Here is a 20418-nt window from a genome sequence, read left to right as displayed (position 1 = left end):
TGGAACTTTTTTATTTTTCATGGTCGTTGTGTCTTCGGCACGTTTCCCGACGTTATCAGTCTGGATCGGGCACAATGCCCGGAAACTTCACACCGACGCTCTGGACTAACCTCCATGACAGCGTTGGGCTATAACCTTTGACACACTTTTATTTGTAGTAAGGAGCATCAGCACATGCAACTCGGGATTATTGGACTGGGCCGCATGGGCGGCAATATTGCACGGCGTCTGATGCTCAACGGTCACACCACCGTTGTTTACGACCGCAATACCGCCTTTGTCGACACCCTGGCCGCCGAGGGCTCTACCGGAGTCGCCGATCTTCCTGCCCTGGTCGCAGGCCTGGCCAAGCCGCGTGCCGTGTGGGTCATGCTGCCGGCCGGCGCACCGACCGAAGACACCATCGAAACCCTGAGCACTCTGCTTGAGGCGGGCGACACCATCATCGATGGCGGCAACACCAACTATAAGGACGACATCCGCCGGGCGAAAACGCTGGCAGAGAGAGGCCTGCACTACATCGACGTCGGCACTTCCGGCGGCGTGTGGGGCCTGGAGCGCGGCTACTGCATGATGATCGGCGGCGATGCCGAGACCGTTAAGCGTCTGGACCCGCTGTTCGCCGCTCTGGCGCCGGGCATGGGCGACATCCCGCGCACCAAGGACCGCAAATCCGATGACCACCGCGCCGAGCACGGCTATATCCACGCCGGTCCCGCCGGTGCCGGTCACTTCGTCAAGATGATCCACAACGGTATCGAGTACGGCATGATGGCGGCCTTCGCCGAAGGCTTTGACATCCTCAAGACCAAGTCCAGCGAGCTTCTGCCGGAGGACCAGCGTTTCGACCTGAACGTGGCCGACATCGCCGAAGTCTGGCGTCGTGGCAGCGTGGTGTCGTCCTGGCTGCTCGACCTGACCGCCGATGCTCTGGCGGTCGACCCGAAACTCGACGGTTTCTCCGGCTCCGTGGCCGACAGCGGCGAAGGTCAATGGACCATCGAAGCGGCCATGGAACAAAAGGTGCCGGTACCGGTGCTGTCCAACTCGCTGTTCTCGCGCTACCGCTCCCGTGGTCAGGGCACCTTCGGTGACAAGATCCTCTCGGCCCAGCGCTTCGGCTTCGGCGGCCACGTGGAGACTGCGAAGAAATGACCCATACGATCCGCAGGAAATCCAAGGCAGAACCCGCGCCACCGACCACGCTGTTTCTGTTCGGCGCCCACGGTGATCTGGTCAAGCGCCTGCTCATGCCGGCGCTGTACAACCTGAGTCGCGACGGCCTGCTGGATGATGGCCTGCGGATCGTCGGCGTTGACCACAACGCGATCACGGATGAAGCCTTCGCCAAAAAGCTCGAGGACTTCATCCGCACCGAAGTGGCGGCGAAGGTCGGCAAGGGCGATCAGATACTTGATCCGGCCTTGTGGGCCAAGCTCGCCAAAGGTATCAGCTACGTTCAGGGCGACTTCCTGGACGACAGCACTTATTCCGCGCTGGCGGCGAAAATCGCCGACAGCGGCACCGGCAATGCGGTGTTCTACCTGGCCACCGCACCGCGTTTCTTCAGCGAAGTGGTGCGCCGTCTCGGCAGCGCCGGTTTGCTGGAGGAAACACCCGAAGCTTTCAGAAGGGTGGTGATCGAAAAACCGTTCGGCTCCGACCTGCAGACCGCCGAGGCGTTGAACGCCTGCCTGCTCAAGGTCATGTCGGAAAAGCAGATCTACCGGATCGATCACTACCTGGGCAAGGAAACCGTGCAGAACATTCTGGTCAGCCGGTTCTCCAACAGCCTGTTTGAAGCGTTCTGGAACAATCACTACATCGACCACGTACAAATCACCGCCGCCGAGACCGTCGGCGTCGAGACCCGTGGCAGCTTTTACGAACACACCGGCGCCTTGCGGGACATGGTGCCCAATCACCTGTTCCAGTTGCTGGCGATGGTGGCGATGGAGCCGCCGGCCGCGTTCGGCGCCGATGCGGTGCGCGGCGAGAAGGCCAAGGTGGTCGGCGCGATCCGTCCGTGGACCACCGAAGAGGCGCGGGCCAACTCGGTGCGCGGTCAGTACAGCGCTGGCGAAATCGATGGCAAGCCGCTGGCCGGCTATCGCGAAGAAGCCAACGTCTCGCCCGACAGCACCACCGAAACCTACGTGGCGCTCAAGGTGATGATCGACAACTGGCGCTGGGTTGGCGTGCCGTTTTACCTGCGCACCGGCAAGCGCATGAGCGTGCGCGACACCGAGATCGTCATCTGCTTCAAACCGGCGCCGTATGCGCAGTTCCGTGACACCGAAGTCGATGAATTGCAGCCGACCTACCTGCGCATCCAGATCCAGCCTAACGAAGGCATGTGGTTCGACCTGCTGGCCAAGCGACCGGGGCCGGCCCTGAACATGGCCAATATCGAGCTGGGTTTCGCTTACAAGGATTTCTTCGAAATGCAGCCGTCCACCGGCTACGAAACCCTGATCTACGACTGCCTGACCGGTGACCAGACGCTGTTCCAGCGCGCCGACAACATCGAGAATGGCTGGCGTGCGGTGCAGCCGTTCCTCGACGCCTGGCAACAGGACGCGAGCGTGCAGAGTTATGCCGCCGGCGAAGACGGGCCTCAGGCTGCCGATGATCTGCTGACTCGCGATGGTCGCGTCTGGCATGGTCTCGGATGAGTGAGCCAATCCGTTTTCTGCTGAGCGACATGGACGGCACGTTGTTGCTGCCCGATCACAGCCTGAGCCAGCGCACTATCGATGCCGTCCGAGCGCTGCGCGAAGCTGGCATTCTGTTCAGCCTCGCCACCGGGCGTCCGCCCAAAGCCATGCTGCAACAGATCGAAGCCCTGGGTGTCGATCTGCCGACCGCTGCGTTCAACGGCGGCACCATCGTCAATCCGAACGGCAGCATTCTGGTCGCTCATTACCTGCCGGCCACGGCAGCGTTGACGGCACTGGCGCTGTTCGCCGATCAGCCGGATGTCGAAATCTGGGTGTTCAGCGGCGGTGACTGGCTGCTCAAGGATCCGCACGGGCCGATGGTCCCGCGCGAGCAGCATGGCCTCGGTTATCCGCCGGTGGTCGTCGAGAGTTTCGAGCCGTACCTGGAGCGCATCGACAAGATCGTGGCGACCAGCAACAACACCGAGCTGTTGATCGAACTGGAGGCGCGGTTGCTGGCGAAGGTCGAGGGCATGGCACAGGTGTCGCGTTCGCAGCCGGTGTATCTGGACGTGACGGCGCTGGAGGCCAACAAGGGCGCAGCACTGGCCACACTGGCCGAGCATCTGGGCGTGCCGTTGGCGCAGACTGTAGCGATTGGCGATGGCGGCAACGATCCGGCGATGTTTCATGTCGCCGGTCTGTCGATTGCCATGGGGCAGGCCGAGGATGCGGTGAAGCGTCAGGCAGACGTGGTGACCGGGCCGAACACCGAGGACGGTGTGGCGCAAGCCATCGACAAATACATTTTGCCGCGCTGATCTACGCATAAAACAACGGGAGCCCAAGGGCTCCCGTTGTTGTTTCTACAGCCAGTAACTCACGGCATACCAGCCCAGCAAACCCATCACTACGGTGTAGGGCAATGCCATCCACACCATCCGACCGTATGACAACCGCACCAGTGGCGCAATCGCCGAAGTCAGCAGAAACAGGAACGCAGCCTGGCCATTGGGCGTCGCCACGCTCGGCAGGTTGGTGCCGGTGTTGATCGCAATCGCCAGCGTCTCGAAGTGTTCACGAGTCATGTGCCCGGACAGGAACGCCTGTTTCACTTCAGTGATGTAGATCGTTGCCACGAACACGTTGTCACTGATGGCCGACAACAGGCCGTTGGCGATGAACAGCATCCCCGGTTGCTGCTCGGCGGGCAGTGCCAGCACCCACTGGATCAACGGCGCGAACAGTTGCTGGTCATGGATCACCGCGACCACGGCAAAAAACACCACCAGCAATGCGGTGAACGGCATGGCGTCCTTGAAGGCGTTGCCCAGACGATGCTCGTCGGTGATGCCGGTAAAAGCGGTGATCAGGACAATGACCATCAGGCCGATCAGGCCCACTTCGGCGATGTGAAATGCGAGCCCGGCAATCAGGATCAATGCGGCAGCACCCTGTACCAACAGCGCAGCACGTTGACGCGGGGTGCGTTCGGCGTTGTCCTCGGCGGCGTAATTGGCGAGTACGGCGCGGACGTTGTCCGGCAGCAAGGTGCCGTAGCCGAACCAGCGCAGCTTCTCCAGCAGCATGCAGGTCAACAGACCGGCCATCAGCACAGGCAGGGAAACCGGCGCGACCTTGAGGAAAAACTCGGCGAAGTGCCAGCCCATCTCATGGCCGATCAGCAGGTTCTGCGGCTCGCCGACCAGCGTACAGACGCCACCCAGCGCGGTTCCGACGGCGCCATGCATCAGCAGGCTGCGCAGGAAGGCGCGGAACAGTTCCAGATCTTCGTGATGCAGCTTGGGCAAGTGCTGGTCGTCGCTGAATTCGCTGTCCTGGCGTGGATCGTTGCCGGAGGCGACCCGGTGGTAGACCGAATAGAAGCCGACAGCTGCACTGATGATCACGGCGGTTACGGTCAGTGCGTCGAGAAAGGCCGAAAGAAACGCCGACAAAAAGCAGAACATCAGCGCCAACAGCATCTTCGAACGCACGCCCAGCAGCAGGCGCGAGAACAGGAACAGCAGCAGGTCCTTCATGAAATAGATGCCGGCGACCATGAACATCAACAGCAGAATCACCGGGAAGTTGTGCTGCAACTCTTCGTACAGCGCCTGGGGTGTGGTCATCTTCAACAACAGGGCTTCGATCAGCAGCAGACCGCCGGGCATCAGCGGGTAGCACTTGAGCGCCATCGCCAGGGTGAAAATGAATTCGATCACCAACAGCCAGCCGGCGGCGACAGGGCCTGCGGACCACAGCACCAGGGCATTGAGAATCAGGAACCCGACGATGCACGCCTTGTACCAGCGGGGCGAATGCCCTAGAAAGTTGTGCGCGAACGCCTGGACCATCGAACCGGACATCGGTTGCTCCTTGCTTTAAGAAGCGCGCAAGTTGCCGTAAGCGTCGAGCAAGATCAAGTGTGGGAAGTTTCTGTTTATGGATTCAGATAGCGCACCACCACTGCACGGTAGTTACCATCCAGTGAATAACCGCCGACCAGGATTCCGCCTTCCGGTTCCACCGCCAGCGAGGTGGCAGTGTCGAGGCTGCGGCCCAGGCGCGTACGCAACCAGCCGCGACCTGCGCCGAAGACTGGGTCGAGACGACCGTCGACCAGATAGCGGGCGACGATGAAATCGGCCTCGACCCCGCCAATCGTCGCGCCCGCCGCAATCAGCCGGCCGTCCGACATGCGTTGCGCGGCGCTCCACTGGCAGCCACTGGGGCCGATGTCCAATAGGGTGGGCTGACCGTTATTGCAGTGCAGGTCGGGGCGACCATTGCTGTGGATTGACAGTGCCATGCCCCTGATCGGGTCGCGGCTGCTGCCGAAGCAGTGCAAACGCTCCGAGGATTCGATGACCTGACTGACCAGCGCGCTGTGCCCCTGAGCGTTGAAGGCCAGGAAACCGTCCAGTGCAAAGCGTTCGTCGAGCTGTCCGTCCGGCAGGTAACGTGCGAGCAGGCCTTCCTGGGGAAAGCCGATCGCGCCGGCCACCACAATTCTTCCGTCCTCTTGCAGCAACAAACCACCCAGCCAGGTGTTGAGCAGCAGGTGCCGGACCATCACAAAACCTCGGCCATTGAAGGTTTTGTCCAGGTCACCATCGGGTGTGACACGGATCAGCATGCCGACGTGATCGGCCAATGAGCAGTGGTGGTTGGCAATCAACAGAATATGTCCATCATTCTGGACGGCGAAATCGCAGGCTTCTGCCCCCGGAACGCCTGGCGGGAGCCAGGTATCGCGGGTGCCCATGGACAGCTCGCCGGGCAAACGCACGATTTTTCGGCCGTTTTCGCCGAACTCCGGGGCCGGCTGACCGTGCGCATCGAACAGCGCCAGGGCGGGCAGGGTGCGATGTTCGGATTCGTAATGCAGCCCTGCGAGCAGGATTCGCCCGTCAGGCAATACCTGAACCTTGCTGCCTGTGGCCTCGAAACCGGGGGAGAACTGGCCGATCACGCTGCCTTGAAAGCCGAAACCAAGATCTGCCGAGCCGTCCCTGAGCAGGCGGGCCAGGGCGAATCGGCTGCCTTGAGGCGTGCCGACCTTGGCTGCGATCAGGATGCGACCTTGCGGATCGGTTGCCACATGTTGGGTCAGGCTGGACGTGCAGCCGGCAAAATAAACCTGGGCCACGCCGTTGTTGGCAAACGTCTTGTCGAGTTGTCCGGCGTCATTCGCTAGCGTCGGGAGCGCAATAGCGGTCTGGGTTGACATGCATGCTTCTCCTTGCAAGTTGACCGATATCCGGGAGCCGGGTCGATAACTGCATGAGCGAAACATTCAATCCCTGTATACGCGCAAGTACAACTGACAGAACTAACAGGTGGAGGGTCGTACTGTGCCAGAACAGTGTCTTTTGGAACCAGTCGCAAGCCTGCCAAGCATTCAGGCGCGAAAGGATTTGGGGAAGTTGTGCAAACAGGCTGAAGTTTAAAAAGATTCAGCAACTAACAGAAAAGGGCGGACGACTCGAAAGCCATCCGCATCGCCCTCGTATCAGTGCGGCATCGACCAGGACTGCAGTGCATAACCTTCGTCGCTCAGTTCAGCGCGAGCCTGTTGCAACAGGTATTCAAGTTGAGCTGGATCGGAATAGGCGCTGCTTGGAATACGGGTGCGGCCAATCTGCGAGTTGGTACGGTCAATCACGGTCAGGCTGAGTTCGCCATTGCCGTCTTGTGGGGCCCAGGCCACGCACTGGAAAGGTTTAAATGCGCGGTTGGCAATCAAAAGAGCTTCGTTGATACGGAGCGGGGCGGTCATGGGGTCTTCTCTCTATAGTGCCCAATCAAGTGATGTGCCGTCGGTTGGGCTTACCGTTCGGCGAGTTACTTGTACTGATGCACGCAACCCGCTGGCAGGTCACACCGGATTTGAAGAAATTTCGACTTTCTTTCATACAGTCAGTATTCCGGCAGATGTTGAAAGCCTGGTGAAAGATTCAAGTCGATAGCTAACTAATAAAGAAGGTTCTTATAACTACTTCCCTGGTACACCTATAAGCAATCGATACAAGGCGCCGTCAAATTCTTGCTAATGTTACAGCCAGGTCTGCCAAATGACTGTTTTTACAATCATTTCCTATAATTTGGCGCCAAGGAACAGTCATGAGTGAAGCGCCTGCGTTACGACGTTTATTGGTCGTCGACCCTTGTGACGACTGCCATCGATTATTGCCCGGTTTACGCGCCGTAGGCTGGGATGTCGACAGTTGCAGCCTGGAAAATGCCGCAGATCGAAGTTGCGATGTCGGCCTGCTGCGCTTGCAACCTTTTCACCTGGAACGTCCCGAGGCGGTCAAGGAGCTGATCAGCCGTAGCGGCACCGAGTGGATCGCCGTGCTGAATCAGGAAGTGTTGCGACTGCAGAACGTCGGAGACTTTGTCTGCGAATGGTTTTTCGACTTTCATACCTTGCCGTTTGACGTGTCGCGGGTGCAGGTCACCCTCGGCCGGGCGTTCGGCATGGCGCGCCTGCGTGGCCAGGGCAATGTCCATGTGGACCAGCCGGAGCACGAGCTGCTCGGTGACAGCAAACCGATCCGCGAACTGCGCAAGCTGCTGAGCAAACTGGCGCCCACCGAGTCGCCGGTACTGATTCGCGGCGAAAGCGGTACTGGTAAAGAACTGGTCGCCCGCACCCTGCATCGACAATCGCAACGGCACAGCAAGCCGTTCGTGGCGATCAATTGCGGGGCGATTCCCGAGCATCTGATCCAGTCCGAGCTGTTCGGCCACGAAAAAGGTGCGTTCACCGGTGCTCATCAACGCAAGGTCGGACGCATCGAGGCGGCTAACGGCGGCACCCTGTTTCTGGACGAAATAGGTGATCTGCCGCTGGAATTGCAAGCCAATCTGCTGCGTTTCCTCCAGGAAAAGCACATTGAACGGGTCGGTGGCAGCCAACCGATCCCGGTGGATGTCCGGGTGTTGGCGGCGACCCACGTCGACCTTGAAGCCGCGATCGAGAAGAAGCGCTTCCGCGAAGATTTGTACTACCGGCTCAATGTGCTGCAAGTCGTGACCGCGCCATTGCGAGAGCGACATGGCGATCTGTCGATGCTGGCCAACCATTTTTCCCATTTCTACAGTCACGAAACCGGCCGACGTCCTCGCAGCTTCAGTGAGGACGCGCTGATCGCCATGGGTAAGCACGACTGGCCCGGCAATGTCCGTGAACTGGCCAACCGTGTTCGCCGGGGGTTGGTGCTGGCCGAGGGACGGCAGATCGAGGCACGAGACCTGGGATTGATCAGTCAGCAGTCAATTGCCACACCCATGGGCACACTCGAAGACTACAAGACCCGGGCCGAGCGCCAGGCGTTGTGCGATGTGTTGAACCGGCACAGCGACAACCTCAGCGTTGCTGCCAAAGTACTGGGGGTTTCGAGGCCGACTTTTTACCGCTTGTTGCATAAACACCAGATCCGCTAGGGCGCGGTGCTTCTTCTGGCAAGAAGCTGAAAAGGCCCGCTGCGATGCAAGTCGCAGCGGGCCTTTTTATGATGTTGCGTTCATGGTGGAGCGGGTTAGAAGTAGTACGGGAATTTCAGGCTGAAGGAAAAGTCCGGGGCATCGTCGGTCATGCCGATGGACAGGTTGGGCACGATGGTCAGGTTGTCGGTGGCCGCAATGGTCATGCCGACGTTGAAGTAACCGGCGTTGGCGTCACTGGACACCACCGATTGCCAATCCCCGCCATCCTGTTTCAGCTTGCTCTTGCGTTGTACAAGGTCAGAGACCGAGAACGACATACTCATTTTTTCGTTCAGTGCGAAGGCTATGCCTGCGCCGATCTGGAAGCTGTCGCCGATACGGACCTTGCCCGGTGTTTTCTGGTTGACCGTGGAGCTGATGTCGTCAAACGATTCCTCCAGGTTGTGGGTGTAGGACAAACTGCCGAACAGCACGGCCGGATCAAACGTCTTGACCAGCGAAACGCCCGGGGTGATCGACCAGACGCCGTTGCCGGTCGGCAGGGTGTCAGGCACGAACAGGTTGGTGTTGGCATCGGTCTGGCGCAGTTTGATACCGAACGGGTCTTTGCCGGTTGGTGCCTTGACGCGCAGGGTGACCACCGCATCCGGCGTGTTCACCGACTCGTCCAGGAACTTGTAGGCGATACCGAAGTTGACGTCGCCAATGGTTGGATCCCGGGTGACATCCTGTTCGGTGGTCACGTTGGCCGCGCCCTGGTTGCCGCCGCCCGACTGATAAGTCGAATCGCGATACACGACCGGCACGTTCACGTCGAACTGCCAGCGGTTATCGAAGTTATAGCGGCCCGTCAGGTCGAGGGTCCAGGTGTCGGCCTTGATCCGGTCGAGGTTGATGTTGCCCAGGAAGATCGAGTCCAGTGCCAGGAAACCGTTGAGAATCAGCTGGCGCGTGTCATAACGCGAATAGGTGATGCCGGTTTCGAAGCTGAACTTGCCCCCGCCGAAGAAGCCGCTGGCCTCGTCGTACAGGTTGGACACACTCTGTGCAGGTTGCGAATCGTCGGCAAGCGACTGACCGTAGGAAGCCCCGGCCCCCCCGGCGGCGCCCCCCGACGCTGCTGCGGCCCCGGTTCCGGTGGCCACTTTTGGATTGCCTTTCATGTCCGCTGGCGACTTGGCCAGACGTTTTGGTGGTGGTGAAGCGGGTTGATCTTCGACCTGGCGGACTCGTTGTTCGAGGACCGCCAGGGCTTTTTGTTGTACTTCGTATCGTTGCTTCAGCTCCAGAAGTTCCTGTTTCAGGGTCTCGACGTCCGCATCGGGTGCTGCTTGCAGCATCGCCGCGGGTAGAAGAGTACTCAAACATACAGCGGCACGCAGTGATACTGATCGATACATGAATAAGCCGTCCCTTTAAGCCCAATGATCGAGACTCAGCGTAGTTCAATATCCAATATTGCGTAGTGCTCTTAGTTGAGAGAGATTGCAGTCCAGTGCGCCGGCGCTCATACCGTTGTTGCTGAGGACTACGTTGAGTGTTGTCAGGTTGTTGACGACGTTTGCGTTACCGAGCAAGCGGGTGTTCTGCAGCAGGCCTCCTTGAGCCACTTGTTGCAGGGCTGTGCCCTGATTGCCTGCGGCCTGGATGGCCATCTGGACGCCACCGCTGGTGGCCGAAACCGCCACGCTGCCGGCCGCGTTACTGCCGGAAATCGTTTGTCCGGCCATCAAGGCTTGCCCTTGGGTCGGTACCAGCGCCGGGGCCTGGTTGGCTTCCGAAACGTTGACTGCAACGTTGTTGTAGGCCGTATTGCCGTCGCCGGCGGCGCGAACGCTTTGCGTCACGCCTTGAGAACTGTTGAGTCCCGCGCCACCCACGATTGAGCCGGTGCCCGTTTCGGGGGTAGTACCGTTGCCCGTTTGCTTGATGGTCGAGACATAGAATTCAGGTTTTACCGTTGCAGCCTGCAATTGCATCGAGGTCGAGGCCCCGATCAGATCACCGCTGGCGTTGCGCCAGGTACTGCTCATGACAATACCGAAGCTGATGATTCGCCCCGGCATTACGTAGCGACCGCGAAGCTGTGACAGCTCCGAATCCTGGATTTCGATGGGTTTGAATCCTGCATTGGCATAGCCTGACGCACTCGCTGCCAGGCAGGCAGCGGCCAGCCAGTATGAGGTTTTCATCTGCTGCTCCCGGGACATCCAGCCCCATTCTTTATAATCGGCGATTAAAAGAAGTCGCTCTGTATGAACCCGAAGTCCATCAACTCAGCATCTTTGACGGGGTTGAAGTTATCCAGCTTGTTCTTGGCGGTCAGCGGTGCCGGAGGACTGCGTAATGCATTGGTCTTGTCGTATCCGGGGCCGACGATGGCAAAGACAATGCCGTTCCAACCTTTGACAAAGTCATCATGTTTGTAGCGCTTATGGCCGAGAACCGGGTCTCCGATGTAAACCCAATCCTTGTCCGCTCGCTGCAGCACGACGAAATGCTTGTAGCCGCGAATTTCCATCAGTACCACCACCGGGATAGTGACCGCGTCGAGTTTTTCCGGTGGGATCTTGTAGCCCCTGGCACGCATGCCGATGCTTTCTATGTAGCGCTTCATGTCCAGCATGGAGAAACCTTGCGTACGGACAAGGTCCTGGTCGGAATTGACCAGCATGCCTTTGATGATGTGCTCTTCATCGACGTCGAGCCAATAGGCCTGGCGCAGTACCGTCGCCAGTGCGGCGGCGCCGCAGCTGAAATCGGTTTTTTGTTCGACGATGTCGGAAAACTTGCGCTCACGAATGCTCTGCACGTTCTTGTAGATGAGCGTGCCACCCGGCAGGGCAGCCACGGGCATCTGGGCGGCCTGGGCCAGGCCAGAGAGGCAGAGCAGAGCGAGGAGGGTCGTCTTACGCATGATCGATACGCCTATGCGGACTGAGGAAAAGCCCCGTTTCCGGGGCTTTCGTTTCGATCGCGATTACATGCAGGCTTTGCAACCTGCGGCGATGGACAGCGAGTTGCTTTGTTGGTTGCCAACGCCGGCTGCGTTGTTGAAGCCACCGTTGCCGGACCAGTTGTTGCCCACGTTGGTCATGTTGGCGTTGTTGGTGACAGGGTTTTTCCAGCCGTCTGGGGTCATCACTTGTTGAGTGGTCACACCAGCCAGGCCGAAGACACCCACGGCAACGAAATCAGATTTCTGATCTTTGCCGCCGTTACCACCGTGGCCACGGTCATTGTTGCCGTAGCCACCACCATAACCACCATGGCCGTGATCATCGTCTTTGGTGGTTGCGGTGCCTGCGGCCACGAATGCGCCGCCTGCGGTGAATGTGCCAGTAAGGGTATCTTTTTTGTAGGTCTGGGTGCCGTTGTTGCCGACTTGCAGACCGGTGGTGCTTTGGTTGGCGGCGGCAGCGGCTTGCGCTACACGACCACCGGACACAGCGATTGCCAGGTTGTTTTTCTGTTGGTTGAAGTTGCCGGCGGCGTTGTTCACGCCGATGTTACCCGAGCCGCTGTTGCCGACGTTGTTCAGGCTGGCGTTGGCAGTGCTGGAGTAGTTGGCAACACCGTTGTTGGTGTTGACTTGAGTTGCGCTGGAGGCAGATACAGCGGAGCCGAAGATGAAGCTTTCATCAGCGGTTGCCAGAGCAGCGGCGTTGTCTTGTTGGTTGCCGTCGCCAGCCACGTTGTTGGCGCCGATATTGCCGTTGGCGCCGTTGAGCGAGCCACTGACGTTGGCGTTGTTTTGAGTGCCCTGGTTCAACACGGTGTTGCCGCTGTTGTTTTGCACATCAAGCACTGCGGCACCGGCGCCTGCGCCGATTTGCAGCAGTTCTTCCAGGGTTGGGCCTTTTGGACCGTGATCATGACCATGACCGTGATTTTCATCACGACCGCCTGCCTGTGCTGCGATTGCCATCACTGCTGCGAGTGCGAAAACCAGTGGTTTGAGAGCCATTGTAGGTTTCATGGTGTTTCTCCGTCGTGCTTATTAGTTGGTTAAGTGTTGGTACTTTCTAATTGCACTGCTTTTTGTTTGGGTCAGTCAGCGACCCGGATGCTCAGGGTGTTAGCCATTCGGTTCCCCACCCCGGCACTCTGGTTCACCTGGATTACCCCGCGACTGCCGGTGAAGGCCTGATCACTTGTCGTGACCTGGCGACTGCCGGGGGTACCAGTTGCTCCTGAGCTCGGTAACAACGCCACGTTCTGTTGCGAAAGGGCGCTATCGTCAACGCTCTGCGGCGCAGCACTGATGCTGATGCGCATGGCGTTGGCCATCTGGTTGTTGGCCCCGGAACCCTGGTTAACGCCCAGTGCACCGTTGCCGTTACTGAATGAGGTACCGCCGATGGTGGAGCTCGCGTTGATCGAGCGGTCGGCGGGGGTATCGAGTTTCTGGTGAATGGTGGTGGTTGCGCTGGCCGACGTGCCGATGGCAATCGACTTCACGTTGGTCTGTTGCTGTTGATCGCCGGCGGCCTGGTTGACGTTGAAGTTGCCGTTGTACTGCACGCCGGAATTCTGAATGTTGGCGCTGTCCACGGCGCTTGGGTCGGCCATGACGCTGGTGCAGCCGAGCAGAGCAAGCAGGAGCAGGGAACGATTCATCTTATTGGCCTCCGGCCATGCGGGTCAGCGGAGCCAGACCGGTGCTGAGGGAGCGGTTGATGGTGTTGGAAATCGTGCCACCGCTACCGCCGCCATGACCGGCTCCCATGCCGGGCAGACCGTTTGGATTGGTCAAGACGTTGGTGCCGGGCAGGCTGGACCCTACGGCCATGTTTCCGCGGATGGATGCGCCACTGGCTACACTTGCAAATTCACCGTCGCTGAGTTCGGTGCTGGTCATGGCCTGGTCGATGCGACCGGAAGGGTTGGCATTCACTGTGGTCGGGTAGGGGTCTTTGCCGGGAGCGCTGCGTCCGATGGGAATGGGTTGGACGTCGCGATTGAGCACGATCACGCCATTGCCTTCGGCCTGAACGTTGAAACTGAGGAATGTGCTGGCTGCTGATCCGATCAGCAGAAGGCAAGTGAAGGCTTTGTTGATGTTTCCCACGGCGGCAATTCCTTCTTCAGTGGGCTGGCCCTAGTCAGCGTTGTGAAGGAGAGAGCGAAAGCTGTGCCGCTTTTTAAATATTCATGGATTTCAATGAGTTGGACGGATGGCGTGCAGCCTTGATACAAAAGCTGTTTCACGATTGAAACAGCCCCCTGTCGATGCAGCTGGCTATAGTCGTTGCAAAGCTCTGGAACAAGGGTTTGCGAGCATGTGTTTCACAGGTGTAACAAGTCGGGTGACAAAGCGATGAATGCCCTTGAGACGGGCACTTTGCACCTATGGAAGTGTTTCAGGATCGGACACTTTAGCCCCGGAACAGGGGAAACCGCCCCGGGAAACGGGTCATCCCTCCAGCAAGGTTCGAACGGCGTCGAAGGCTTGAGTCTGTCGTGCGGCCCAGTCGCCCTGAATGATCCGGACCGGTTGATGATGTTGCTCCAGCCAGGCCTTGGTGGCGTGGTAGAACGCCCGCCGTTGGCTCAGCTCCGGCTGGCAGCGTTGGCCATCGTCGGTCCAGTCGATCTGCTCCGGGGAGAGCAGCAGGTGCAGGTCGTAATGACGGGCCAAAAGCTCTGTTTCCAGCCAGGCCGGGCAGTCGCCGAACAGCGTCTGACTCCACAGCATGTTGCTCAACAGGTGCGTGTCGAGGATCAGCAGAGCCGGTAGTTGCGCTCGCGCCTCGTCTTCCCATTGCAATTGGCCACGAGCAATCTCGGGAATATCGGCGAGGCAGGTGTCCCGTGGATTCTGTTCGATGAACCAGCGCACGTATTCGTCCACGCGCAGGCCGCCGAACTGTTGCTGAAGCCCGGCCGCCAGCCAGCTCTTGCCGCTGGACTCCGGGCCGGTGAGGACCACGACTTTCATGTGCGCAACGCCGGATCGGCGCGCCATTCCCGCCAGCCCAGCACCGCGATCAGGGTAAACAAGGTGTACAACGCAGCGGTGAGGTAAAGCGCCTTATAAAGGAACAGGCCGACGAAGATCACGTCCAGCACGAACCACAATGCCCAGCATTGCAGGCGCTTGTGGGCCATCCAGAACTGCGCGACAAGGCTGAAACCGGTCAGTGCGGCGTCGAGCCAGGGTTGCGCGGCATCGGTCCAGTGCGCCATGGCCGCACCCAGCAGCAGACTGCCGACGGCACCAATGGCCAAGCCTTTGAGAGTCGAAAGGTTGTCGAGCCGGCTGACCTGACGGCCGTCATGCATCGTCCCGGCCCGGGTCCATTGCCACCAGCCGTAGACTTGCAGGGCGGCGTAAACCACCTGCAGCAACATGTCCGAATACAATTTCACCTCGAAGAAGACCCAACTGTAGAGCAGCACCATGACCAGCCCGATCGGCCAGCACCAGGGATTCTGTTTGACCGTCAGCCAGACGGCGATCACACCGAGGGCGGCGGCAAACAGTTCAAGCCCGGACATGCAAGATCCTTGGAGGGAGTAAAAGAGGGGGCGGATTGTACCCAAAAACCTGTGGGAGTGAGCCTCCCACAGGGCAACATCGTCAGACGCGGAACTGGCGCAGCAGTCCGTTCAACTGTTCGCTCAGTTGGCCCAGTCGTACGCTGGCCGCGCTCGATTGTTCAGCCGCCAGCGCCGTGCTGTGTGAAAGGCCCGCCGCCTGGGTGACGTTCTGGTTGATGTCCTCGACCACATGCGCCTGTTGCAGGGTCGCACTGGCGATCGAAGCGTTCAGGCCATTGAGGTTACGCAGCGCCTGGCCGATGGCATTGAGGCTTGCACCGGCCAGTCCGGCTTGCTCGATGGTCAGTTGCGACGCTTTGCTGCTGTCGCCGATAACCTTCACCGCGGCCTCGGAATGGTTCTGCAGACGCTCGATCATCGACTGGATTTCCGCCGTGGATTTCTGCGTGCGTTGTGCCAGCAAACGAACTTCATCGGCCACCACCGCAAAACCACGCCCCTGTTCGCCGGCGCGGGCGGCTTCGATGGCGGCGTTAAGTGCCAGCAGGTTGGTCTGTTCGGCGATCGAGCGGATTACCTCAAGGACGCTGCCGATCTGCGTGCTTTCGGTCGCCAGGGTGCGAATGACCTCAACGGCCTGATCGATGGTGCCGGACAACTTGTCGATCTGTTGCAGGCTGCCGTCGATATTGATCTGGCCCTGTTGCGCCTGAGCCTCGGCATCGCGCATTTCATTAGCGGCATGCTCGGCGTTCTTCGCCACATCCTGCACGCCGTAAGTGACTTCGTTGATGGCGGTCGCCACCAGTTCCATCTGCTGCGACTGCTGCTGGCTGCGCTGCTGAGCCTGGCTCGCGTCGTTGCCCAGTTCAGTCGAGGACTGGCCCAGCGCACTGGCCGACACCTGCAAATCGCCGATTACCCGGCGCAGCTTGGCGGTGAAGGCGTTGAAGTGATGGGCCAGTTGTGTGACTTCGTCCTGGCCGTGGGTGTCGAGGCTGCGGGTCAGGTCGCTTTCGCCGCTGGCGATGTTGGCCATGGCGTTCACGGTTTCCTGCAAGGGGCGGACGATGCTGCGGGCAATCAGGATCACCAGCACGCCCATGATCAGCGCGATGGCCAGGCCTACGACGGAAGCCTTGATCACCTGGCCCTGAAACTCGGCCTGCACATCGTCGACGTATACGCCGGAGCCCAGCACCCAGCCCCATGGCTCGAACAGTTTCACGTAGGAGGTCTTGGCCACCGGCTCGCTGGCGCCGGGTTTCGGCCAACGGTAGTCGACCATGCCGGCGCCCTTGGATTTGGCGATGGCTACCATCTCGTTGAACACCGCAAAACCGTCCGGGTCGCGGATCGCCGAGAGGTTCTGGCCTTCAAGCTTGGGATTGGTCGGGTGCATGACCATCACAGGCGTGAGGTCGTTGATCCAGAAGTAATCGTTCTGATCGTAACGCAGGCCGCGAATGGCGGTCAGTGCCTGCTTCTGGGCGGCGTCGCGGGTCAGGGTTCCGGCCGCTTCCAGGCCTTGGTAATAGGTCAGCAAGCCGCTGGCGGTCTGCACCACATGCTGGGTTTTCTGGGCCTTGGCGTGATACAGGTCATCGTGGATCTGCTTGAGCATCAACAGACCCAAGGTCAGCAGCATGACCACCGCCACAATCAAGATGAGCCACAAGCGTCGGCTGATCGACACACTGCGCAAGCTGTTCATAACGCTGTCACTCCGGTTTCTTTTTCTTGTAATAAATCACCGCCAGCATCCAACCACGTTTCAGTGGCCGGGCATACGCGACCCAAGTCGTAGAACGCGGCAGCGCTATTACGGCTTGTCTGATAGGATTTCGGCCCCGCGCGTGAAAACCTGAACCCAAGTTGTCATTTCACGGAATTTTGACCGTTTTGTGTGGATCCTTTGCGCGCGGAATCGGTACAGCAACAACCCGCTACGCTGAACGCAGTGAACGTAAAAAAATATTATCGGGGCATGCCGCCGTGCATCGCTCTCTGGGGGATTGATGGATCTTTGGACCGCCTTGCAGGCACTGATTCTTGGAGTTGTAGAAGGGCTGACGGAGTTTTTGCCCATTTCCAGTACCGGACACCAGATCATTGTCGCCGACCTGCTCAATTTCGGCGGCGAACGCGCCATGGCGTTCAACATCATCATTCAGCTCGGCGCGATCCTCGCGGTGGTCTGGGAGTTTCGCCGCAAGATTCTCGACGTGGTCATCGGTTTGCCGACCCAGCCGAGTGCGCGACGCTTTACCGCCAATCTGCTGATCGCCTTCTTGCCCGCCGTAGTGCTGGGCGTGATCTTTGCCGATCTGATTCACAAGTACCTGTTCAACCCGATCACCGTGGCGACGGCGCTGGTGGTGGGCGGCGTCATCATGTTGTGGGCCGAGCGCCGGCAGCATGAGGTGCATGCGGAGACGGTGGATGAAATCACCTGGAAAGATGCGCTGAAGGTCGGTTTTGCCCAGTGTCTGGCGATGATTCCGGGCACCTCGCGCTCCGGCTCGACGATCATTGGCGGCCTGTTGTTCGGTCTGTCGCGCAAGACCGCCACCGAGTTTTCGTTTTTCCTGGCGATGCCGACCATGGTCGGTGCAGCAGTCTATTCAGGCTACAAGTACCGTGCTCTGTTCGTGCCAGCGGACTTCCCGGTGTTTGCCATCGGTTTTGTCACCGCATTCGTTTTCGCCATGATCGCGGTGCGCGGCTTGCTGAAGTTCATCGCCAGCCACAGCTACGCGGCATTCGCCTGGTACCGGATCGTTTTCGGTCTTTTGATTCTGGCGACCTGGCAGTTTGGCTGGGTGGACTGGGCGGCGGCCAAGGCATGAGTGATTCCCGTGCACGCCGCCCGGATCGCGGTCACTCCGGGGGCAGCATCCAGCATTTGAAATTGAAGCTGATCGTGTTGCTGATCGTCTGTGCGTTGCCGCTGTTCGGCTCGCTGTCGATGTGGCTGCGCGGGATCTCGCGGGTGCCGTTGGCGGCCTACGGAGTTGTCAGCGTGCTGGCGTTTTTCCTGTACTGGGCCGACAAGCGCAAGGCCCGCGCCGAGGCCTGGCGCACTCCGGAGAACGTCCTGCACGCTGTGGAACTGGCAGGAGGCTGGCCGGGCGCGTTGATCGCCCAGCAAGTCTTCCGTCACAAGACGCGCAAGGTCTCGTTTCAGATTCTGTTCTGGGTGATCGTCGCGCTGCACCAGGTGTTCTGGATCGATCAGCTGTTCCTCGGTTCGAACCTGTTGGCGTTGGGTTAGGGCAGCAGCAAACCCACCTGGGTTTTCTTCGGCAGCTTGCTCACCACCAACTGGTGAGAACGTTGCAGCAACCCTCGCAGTTCCTCGGCGCCCAAGGGGTAGGGCGGGTGCATGATGATCCACTGCGCCCGCGCCAGATACGGCGCCGGGTGAATGCCCGGCCGGTCGCAATGACCGAGAAACAGATCCTTGTCGACCTTGAACGCCAGCGACTCGCCCCGCAGCCCCTGCAAGGCGAACATCTTGTTGCCGGCAATCGAAAACACCCGCACGCCGCCCCACTTGTAGTCTTCTTGAGCACCGGGCAATGCCAGGCAAAATTCCGCGACGTCCGCTTCGCTCATCTTTCCTTGTTTCATAACAGCCGTTCTCCACAGGCATTGAACGATTCAACCAGATGATCGATCCACGCACGCACCGCCGGCATCACCCCGCGCCGGTGCGGATACACCGCCTGCAACCAGCCGCCGGGCAATGACCAATCCGGCAGCAACTGCACCAGCGTGCCGTTGTTCAGCTCCGTTTCGCAATACATCATCGGCAGCAGGGTGAAGCCCTGGCCCGCGAGCACGCAAGCCTTGCGCACGATGAAATCGTCGATGCCCAGCCGGGCCTCCAGCGCCAGATCGCAACTCTTGCCGTGCTGATCGAGCAAGCGCACATGCACCATGCGATCGGCTTCCAGCGCGCCGAGCACAGGCAGGGTTTTCAAGTCCTGCGGATGGTTGATTTCCACGCCCTGTATAAAGGAAGGGCTCGCGACTACCACCATCTGTGCCTGGCGCAGACGGCGGGTCACCAGCATCGGCTCTTCGTCGCCGTGTTCGCGTACGCGCAGGGCCACGTCGATGCCTTCGGTGATCAGATCGACCCGGCGATTGATCAGAGTGACTTCCAGTTGCACCTGAGGATATTTGCCCAGGAAGTTGCTGATCACCACTGGCAGCATTTCATGGGCAAGCCCCGTCGGGCTCGATACCCGCAGGCGTCCACGGGGCTCGCTGGACATGCTGGCCACTGTCTCGTCGGCCATTTCCGCTTCCAGCAGCATCGCCTGACAGTGACGCAAATAGCGTTCGCCAACCGCAGTCAGCTTCAGCTGGCGGGTGGTGCGTTGCAGCAAACGCGCGCCGAGGCGTTCTTCCAGTTCGGCAATCCGCCGTGACAACCGCGACTTGGGAATGCCCAGCAAACGGCCGGCAGCGGCGAATCCGCCGGCCTCGATCACTTTGGCGAAATAGTAGAGATCGTTGAGGTCTTGCATGTGGGAAATCCAACTGTTCTATCAGTGGGACAAACTATCGCATTGTTGCGGTCTAATCAGCTATTGGTTTCGTAGGTAGGATTGTCTCCATTCCGTCGCCACCGGCGATTCTTTCCAGGAGATTCCACAATGAAACTGCTGCACATCGATTCGAGCATTCTGGGCGACAACTCCGCTTCCCGTCAGCTGAGCACCGAAGTCGTCAAAGCCTGGCAAGCCGCCGAGCCAACCGCTGTCGTGACCTACCGCGACCTGGCTGCCGACGCCATCAGCCACTTCTCGTCGACCACTCTGGTAGCCGCCGGCACCACCGCTGAACTGCGCGACGCTGCACAACAGCACGAAGCGGAGCTGAGCGCCACCACCCTGGCCGAGTTCATCGCCGCCGACGCTATTGTGGTTGCCGCACCGATGTACAACTTCACCGTGCCGACCCAGCTCAAGGCCTGGATCGACCGCATCGCCGTTGCCGGCCAGACTTTCCGCTACACCGAAGCCGGCCCTGAAGGCCTGTGCGGTGGCAAGAAAGTGATCATCGTATCGACTTCGGGCGGCATCCACGCCGGTCAGGCGTCGGGCGTTGCTCACGAAGACTACCTGAAACTGGTATTCGGCTTCCTCGGCATCACCGACATCGAAATCGTCCGTGCCGAAGGCCTGGCCTACGGCGAAGAAGTTCGCAACAACGCCATGAGCGCGGCGCACACCCGCATCAGCGAGCAACTGTTCGCGGCTGCGTAAGGCTTTCGTAAAGAACAGCT

At 59.7% G+C, this 20418-nt stretch carries 21 protein-coding genes; 7 read left to right on the top strand and 14 right to left on the bottom strand.

Features of this window, described 5'->3' with window-relative positions; translation table 11 throughout:
- Positions 1-174 precede the first annotated feature (174 nt).
- From gnd to ACW9HX_RS01190, 3 genes are read left to right on the top strand one after another with little or no spacing between them, the layout of a single operon-like run.
- Positions 175-1155 (top strand): phosphogluconate dehydrogenase (NAD(+)-dependent, decarboxylating), encoded by a 981-nt coding sequence (gene gnd / locus ACW9HX_RS01200; RefSeq protein ID WP_457379155.1) that lies wholly within the window; start codon positions 175-177, stop codon positions 1153-1155.
- Positions 1152-2675 (top strand): glucose-6-phosphate dehydrogenase, encoded by a 1524-nt coding sequence (gene zwf, locus ACW9HX_RS01195; RefSeq protein ID WP_457379154.1) that lies wholly within the window; start codon positions 1152-1154, stop codon positions 2673-2675. Before gnd ends, zwf begins: the two co-directional genes overlap by 4 nt.
- Entirely contained in the window at positions 2672-3481 is an 810-nt protein-coding gene (locus ACW9HX_RS01190; RefSeq protein WP_457379153.1) for an HAD family hydrolase, read from the top strand. Before zwf ends, ACW9HX_RS01190 begins: the two co-directional genes overlap by 4 nt.
- Before the next feature lie 45 nt (positions 3482-3526).
- Here the strand turns inward: ACW9HX_RS01190 and nhaB are convergent, their stop codons facing one another.
- From nhaB to ACW9HX_RS01175, 3 genes are all read right to left on the bottom strand, one after another.
- Positions 3527-5029 (bottom strand): sodium/proton antiporter NhaB, encoded by a 1503-nt coding sequence (gene nhaB / locus ACW9HX_RS01185; RefSeq protein WP_457379152.1) that lies wholly within the window; start codon positions 5027-5029, stop codon positions 3527-3529.
- Positions 5030-5103: 74 nt separating this feature from the next.
- The gene (locus tag ACW9HX_RS01180) at positions 5104-6393 is read right to left on the bottom strand and encodes a hypothetical protein (protein WP_457379151.1); all 1290 of its coding nucleotides are present in this window, start codon (positions 6391-6393) and stop codon (positions 5104-5106) included.
- Between the two features lie 282 nt (positions 6394-6675).
- Positions 6676-6942, bottom strand: a complete 267-nt coding sequence (locus ACW9HX_RS01175; RefSeq protein ID WP_457379150.1) for a hypothetical protein — start codon at positions 6940-6942, stop codon at positions 6676-6678.
- Between the two features lie 344 nt (positions 6943-7286).
- Here ACW9HX_RS01175 and ACW9HX_RS01170 point away from each other — a divergent pair, with 344 nt between their 5' ends.
- Positions 7287-8612 carry a sigma 54-interacting transcriptional regulator gene (locus ACW9HX_RS01170; protein WP_457379149.1) on the top strand — a complete coding sequence of 442 codons (1326 nt, stop codon included), beginning with the start codon at positions 7287-7289 and terminating at the stop codon, positions 8610-8612.
- Positions 8613-8707: 95 nt separating this feature from the next.
- On the opposite strand, the gene ACW9HX_RS01165 is transcribed toward ACW9HX_RS01170, so the two are convergent.
- The 9 genes from ACW9HX_RS01165 to ACW9HX_RS01125 form a co-directional block, all read right to left on the bottom strand.
- Entirely contained in the window at positions 8708-10015 is a 1308-nt protein-coding gene (locus ACW9HX_RS01165) for a hypothetical protein (RefSeq protein ID WP_457379148.1), read from the bottom strand.
- A 45-nt stretch (positions 10016-10060) separates the two neighbouring features.
- The gene (locus ACW9HX_RS01160) at positions 10061-10807 is read right to left on the bottom strand and encodes a hypothetical protein (protein WP_457379147.1); all 747 of its coding nucleotides are present in this window, start codon (positions 10805-10807) and stop codon (positions 10061-10063) included.
- A gap of 44 nt (positions 10808-10851) precedes the next feature.
- The gene (locus ACW9HX_RS01155) at positions 10852-11532 is read right to left on the bottom strand and encodes a C39 family peptidase (RefSeq protein WP_457379146.1); all 681 of its coding nucleotides are present in this window, start codon (positions 11530-11532) and stop codon (positions 10852-10854) included.
- A gap of 63 nt (positions 11533-11595) precedes the next feature.
- Positions 11596-12594 carry a heme utilization protein gene (locus tag ACW9HX_RS01150; RefSeq protein WP_457379145.1) on the bottom strand — a complete coding sequence of 333 codons (999 nt, stop codon included), beginning with the start codon at positions 12592-12594 and terminating at the stop codon, positions 11596-11598.
- A 71-nt stretch (positions 12595-12665) separates the two neighbouring features.
- The gene (locus ACW9HX_RS01145) at positions 12666-13235 is read right to left on the bottom strand and encodes an adhesin (RefSeq protein WP_085708161.1); all 570 of its coding nucleotides are present in this window, start codon (positions 13233-13235) and stop codon (positions 12666-12668) included.
- Between the two features lies 1 nt (position 13236).
- Positions 13237-13686: a hypothetical protein gene (locus tag ACW9HX_RS01140; protein WP_457379144.1), complete on the bottom strand. Its 450-nt coding sequence runs from the start codon at positions 13684-13686 to the stop codon at positions 13237-13239.
- A gap of 345 nt (positions 13687-14031) precedes the next feature.
- Positions 14032-14556 carry an AAA family ATPase gene (locus tag ACW9HX_RS01135; RefSeq protein WP_457379143.1) on the bottom strand — a complete coding sequence of 175 codons (525 nt, stop codon included), beginning with the start codon at positions 14554-14556 and terminating at the stop codon, positions 14032-14034.
- On the bottom strand, positions 14553-15116 hold the full coding sequence (pnuC, locus tag ACW9HX_RS01130) for a nicotinamide riboside transporter PnuC (RefSeq protein WP_457379142.1): 564 nt from the start codon (positions 15114-15116) through the stop codon (positions 14553-14555). Before pnuC ends, ACW9HX_RS01135 begins: the two co-directional genes overlap by 4 nt.
- Positions 15117-15198: 82 nt before the next feature.
- The gene (locus ACW9HX_RS01125) at positions 15199-16833 is read right to left on the bottom strand and encodes a methyl-accepting chemotaxis protein (protein ID WP_457379141.1); all 1635 of its coding nucleotides are present in this window, start codon (positions 16831-16833) and stop codon (positions 15199-15201) included.
- 304 nt (positions 16834-17137) lie between these two features.
- On the opposite strand from ACW9HX_RS01125, the gene ACW9HX_RS01120 reads away from it, so the two are divergent.
- Both ACW9HX_RS01120 and ACW9HX_RS01115 read left to right on the top strand, forming a co-directional pair.
- On the top strand, positions 17138-17968 hold the full coding sequence (locus ACW9HX_RS01120) for an undecaprenyl-diphosphate phosphatase (protein ID WP_457379140.1): 831 nt from the start codon (positions 17138-17140) through the stop codon (positions 17966-17968).
- On the top strand, positions 17965-18393 hold the full coding sequence (locus ACW9HX_RS01115; protein WP_457379139.1) for a DUF1294 domain-containing protein: 429 nt from the start codon (positions 17965-17967) through the stop codon (positions 18391-18393). The genes ACW9HX_RS01120 and ACW9HX_RS01115 overlap by 4 nt, the downstream gene beginning before the upstream one ends.
- Here the strand turns inward: ACW9HX_RS01115 and ACW9HX_RS01110 are convergent.
- Both ACW9HX_RS01110 and ACW9HX_RS01105 read right to left on the bottom strand, forming a co-directional pair.
- Positions 18390-18752: an MmcQ/YjbR family DNA-binding protein gene (locus ACW9HX_RS01110; protein WP_457379138.1), complete on the bottom strand. Its 363-nt coding sequence runs from the start codon at positions 18750-18752 to the stop codon at positions 18390-18392. The genes ACW9HX_RS01115 and ACW9HX_RS01110 overlap by 4 nt on opposite strands.
- Positions 18749-19657, bottom strand: coding sequence for a LysR substrate-binding domain-containing protein (locus ACW9HX_RS01105; RefSeq protein WP_457379137.1), 909 nt, complete (start codon positions 19655-19657; stop codon positions 18749-18751). The genes ACW9HX_RS01110 and ACW9HX_RS01105 overlap by 4 nt, the downstream gene beginning before the upstream one ends.
- Before the next feature lie 129 nt (positions 19658-19786).
- Here ACW9HX_RS01105 and ACW9HX_RS01100 point away from each other — a divergent pair, with 129 nt between their 5' ends.
- The gene (locus ACW9HX_RS01100) at positions 19787-20398 is read left to right on the top strand and encodes an FMN-dependent NADH-azoreductase (RefSeq protein ID WP_457379136.1); all 612 of its coding nucleotides are present in this window, start codon (positions 19787-19789) and stop codon (positions 20396-20398) included.
- Positions 20399-20418 lie beyond the last annotated feature (20 nt).

It is taken from the genome of Pseudomonas sp. SDO52101_S400 (genome assembly GCF_054071635.1).
Note: the sequence above shows the minus strand (reverse complement) of the source record. Positions and strands in the feature narration are given on the sequence as shown.

Coding starts and splice junctions, on each gene's coding strand:
- gnd (WP_457379155.1), top strand. CDS start 175: ATGCAACTCGGGATTATTGGACTGGGCCGCATGGGCGGCAATATTGCA.
- zwf (WP_457379154.1), top strand. CDS start 1,152: ATGACCCATACGATCCGCAGGAAATCCAAGGCAGAACCCGCGCCACCG.
- ACW9HX_RS01190 (WP_457379153.1), top strand. CDS start 2,672: ATGAGTGAGCCAATCCGTTTTCTGCTGAGCGACATGGACGGCACGTTG.
- nhaB (WP_457379152.1), bottom strand. CDS start 5,029: ATGTCCGGTTCGATGGTCCAGGCGTTCGCGCACAACTTTCTAGGGCAT.
- ACW9HX_RS01180 (WP_457379151.1), bottom strand. CDS start 6,393: ATGTCAACCCAGACCGCTATTGCGCTCCCGACGCTAGCGAATGACGCC.
- ACW9HX_RS01175 (WP_457379150.1), bottom strand. CDS start 6,942: ATGACCGCCCCGCTCCGTATCAACGAAGCTCTTTTGATTGCCAACCGC.
- ACW9HX_RS01170 (WP_457379149.1), top strand. CDS start 7,287: ATGAGTGAAGCGCCTGCGTTACGACGTTTATTGGTCGTCGACCCTTGT.
- ACW9HX_RS01165 (WP_457379148.1), bottom strand. CDS start 10,015: ATGTATCGATCAGTATCACTGCGTGCCGCTGTATGTTTGAGTACTCTT.
- ACW9HX_RS01160 (WP_457379147.1), bottom strand. CDS start 10,807: ATGAAAACCTCATACTGGCTGGCCGCTGCCTGCCTGGCAGCGAGTGCG.
- ACW9HX_RS01155 (WP_457379146.1), bottom strand. CDS start 11,532: ATGCGTAAGACGACCCTCCTCGCTCTGCTCTGCCTCTCTGGCCTGGCC.
- ACW9HX_RS01150 (WP_457379145.1), bottom strand. CDS start 12,594: ATGAAACCTACAATGGCTCTCAAACCACTGGTTTTCGCACTCGCAGCA.
- ACW9HX_RS01145 (WP_085708161.1), bottom strand. CDS start 13,235: ATGAATCGTTCCCTGCTCCTGCTTGCTCTGCTCGGCTGCACCAGCGTC.
- ACW9HX_RS01135 (WP_457379143.1), bottom strand. CDS start 14,556: ATGAAAGTCGTGGTCCTCACCGGCCCGGAGTCCAGCGGCAAGAGCTGG.
- pnuC (WP_457379142.1), bottom strand. CDS start 15,116: ATGTCCGGGCTTGAACTGTTTGCCGCCGCCCTCGGTGTGATCGCCGTC.
- ACW9HX_RS01125 (WP_457379141.1), bottom strand. CDS start 16,833: ATGAACAGCTTGCGCAGTGTGTCGATCAGCCGACGCTTGTGGCTCATC.
- ACW9HX_RS01120 (WP_457379140.1), top strand. CDS start 17,138: ATGGATCTTTGGACCGCCTTGCAGGCACTGATTCTTGGAGTTGTAGAA.
- ACW9HX_RS01115 (WP_457379139.1), top strand. CDS start 17,965: ATGAGTGATTCCCGTGCACGCCGCCCGGATCGCGGTCACTCCGGGGGC.
- ACW9HX_RS01110 (WP_457379138.1), bottom strand. CDS start 18,752: ATGAAACAAGGAAAGATGAGCGAAGCGGACGTCGCGGAATTTTGCCTG.
- ACW9HX_RS01105 (WP_457379137.1), bottom strand. CDS start 19,657: ATGCAAGACCTCAACGATCTCTACTATTTCGCCAAAGTGATCGAGGCC.
- ACW9HX_RS01100 (WP_457379136.1), top strand. CDS start 19,787: ATGAAACTGCTGCACATCGATTCGAGCATTCTGGGCGACAACTCCGCT.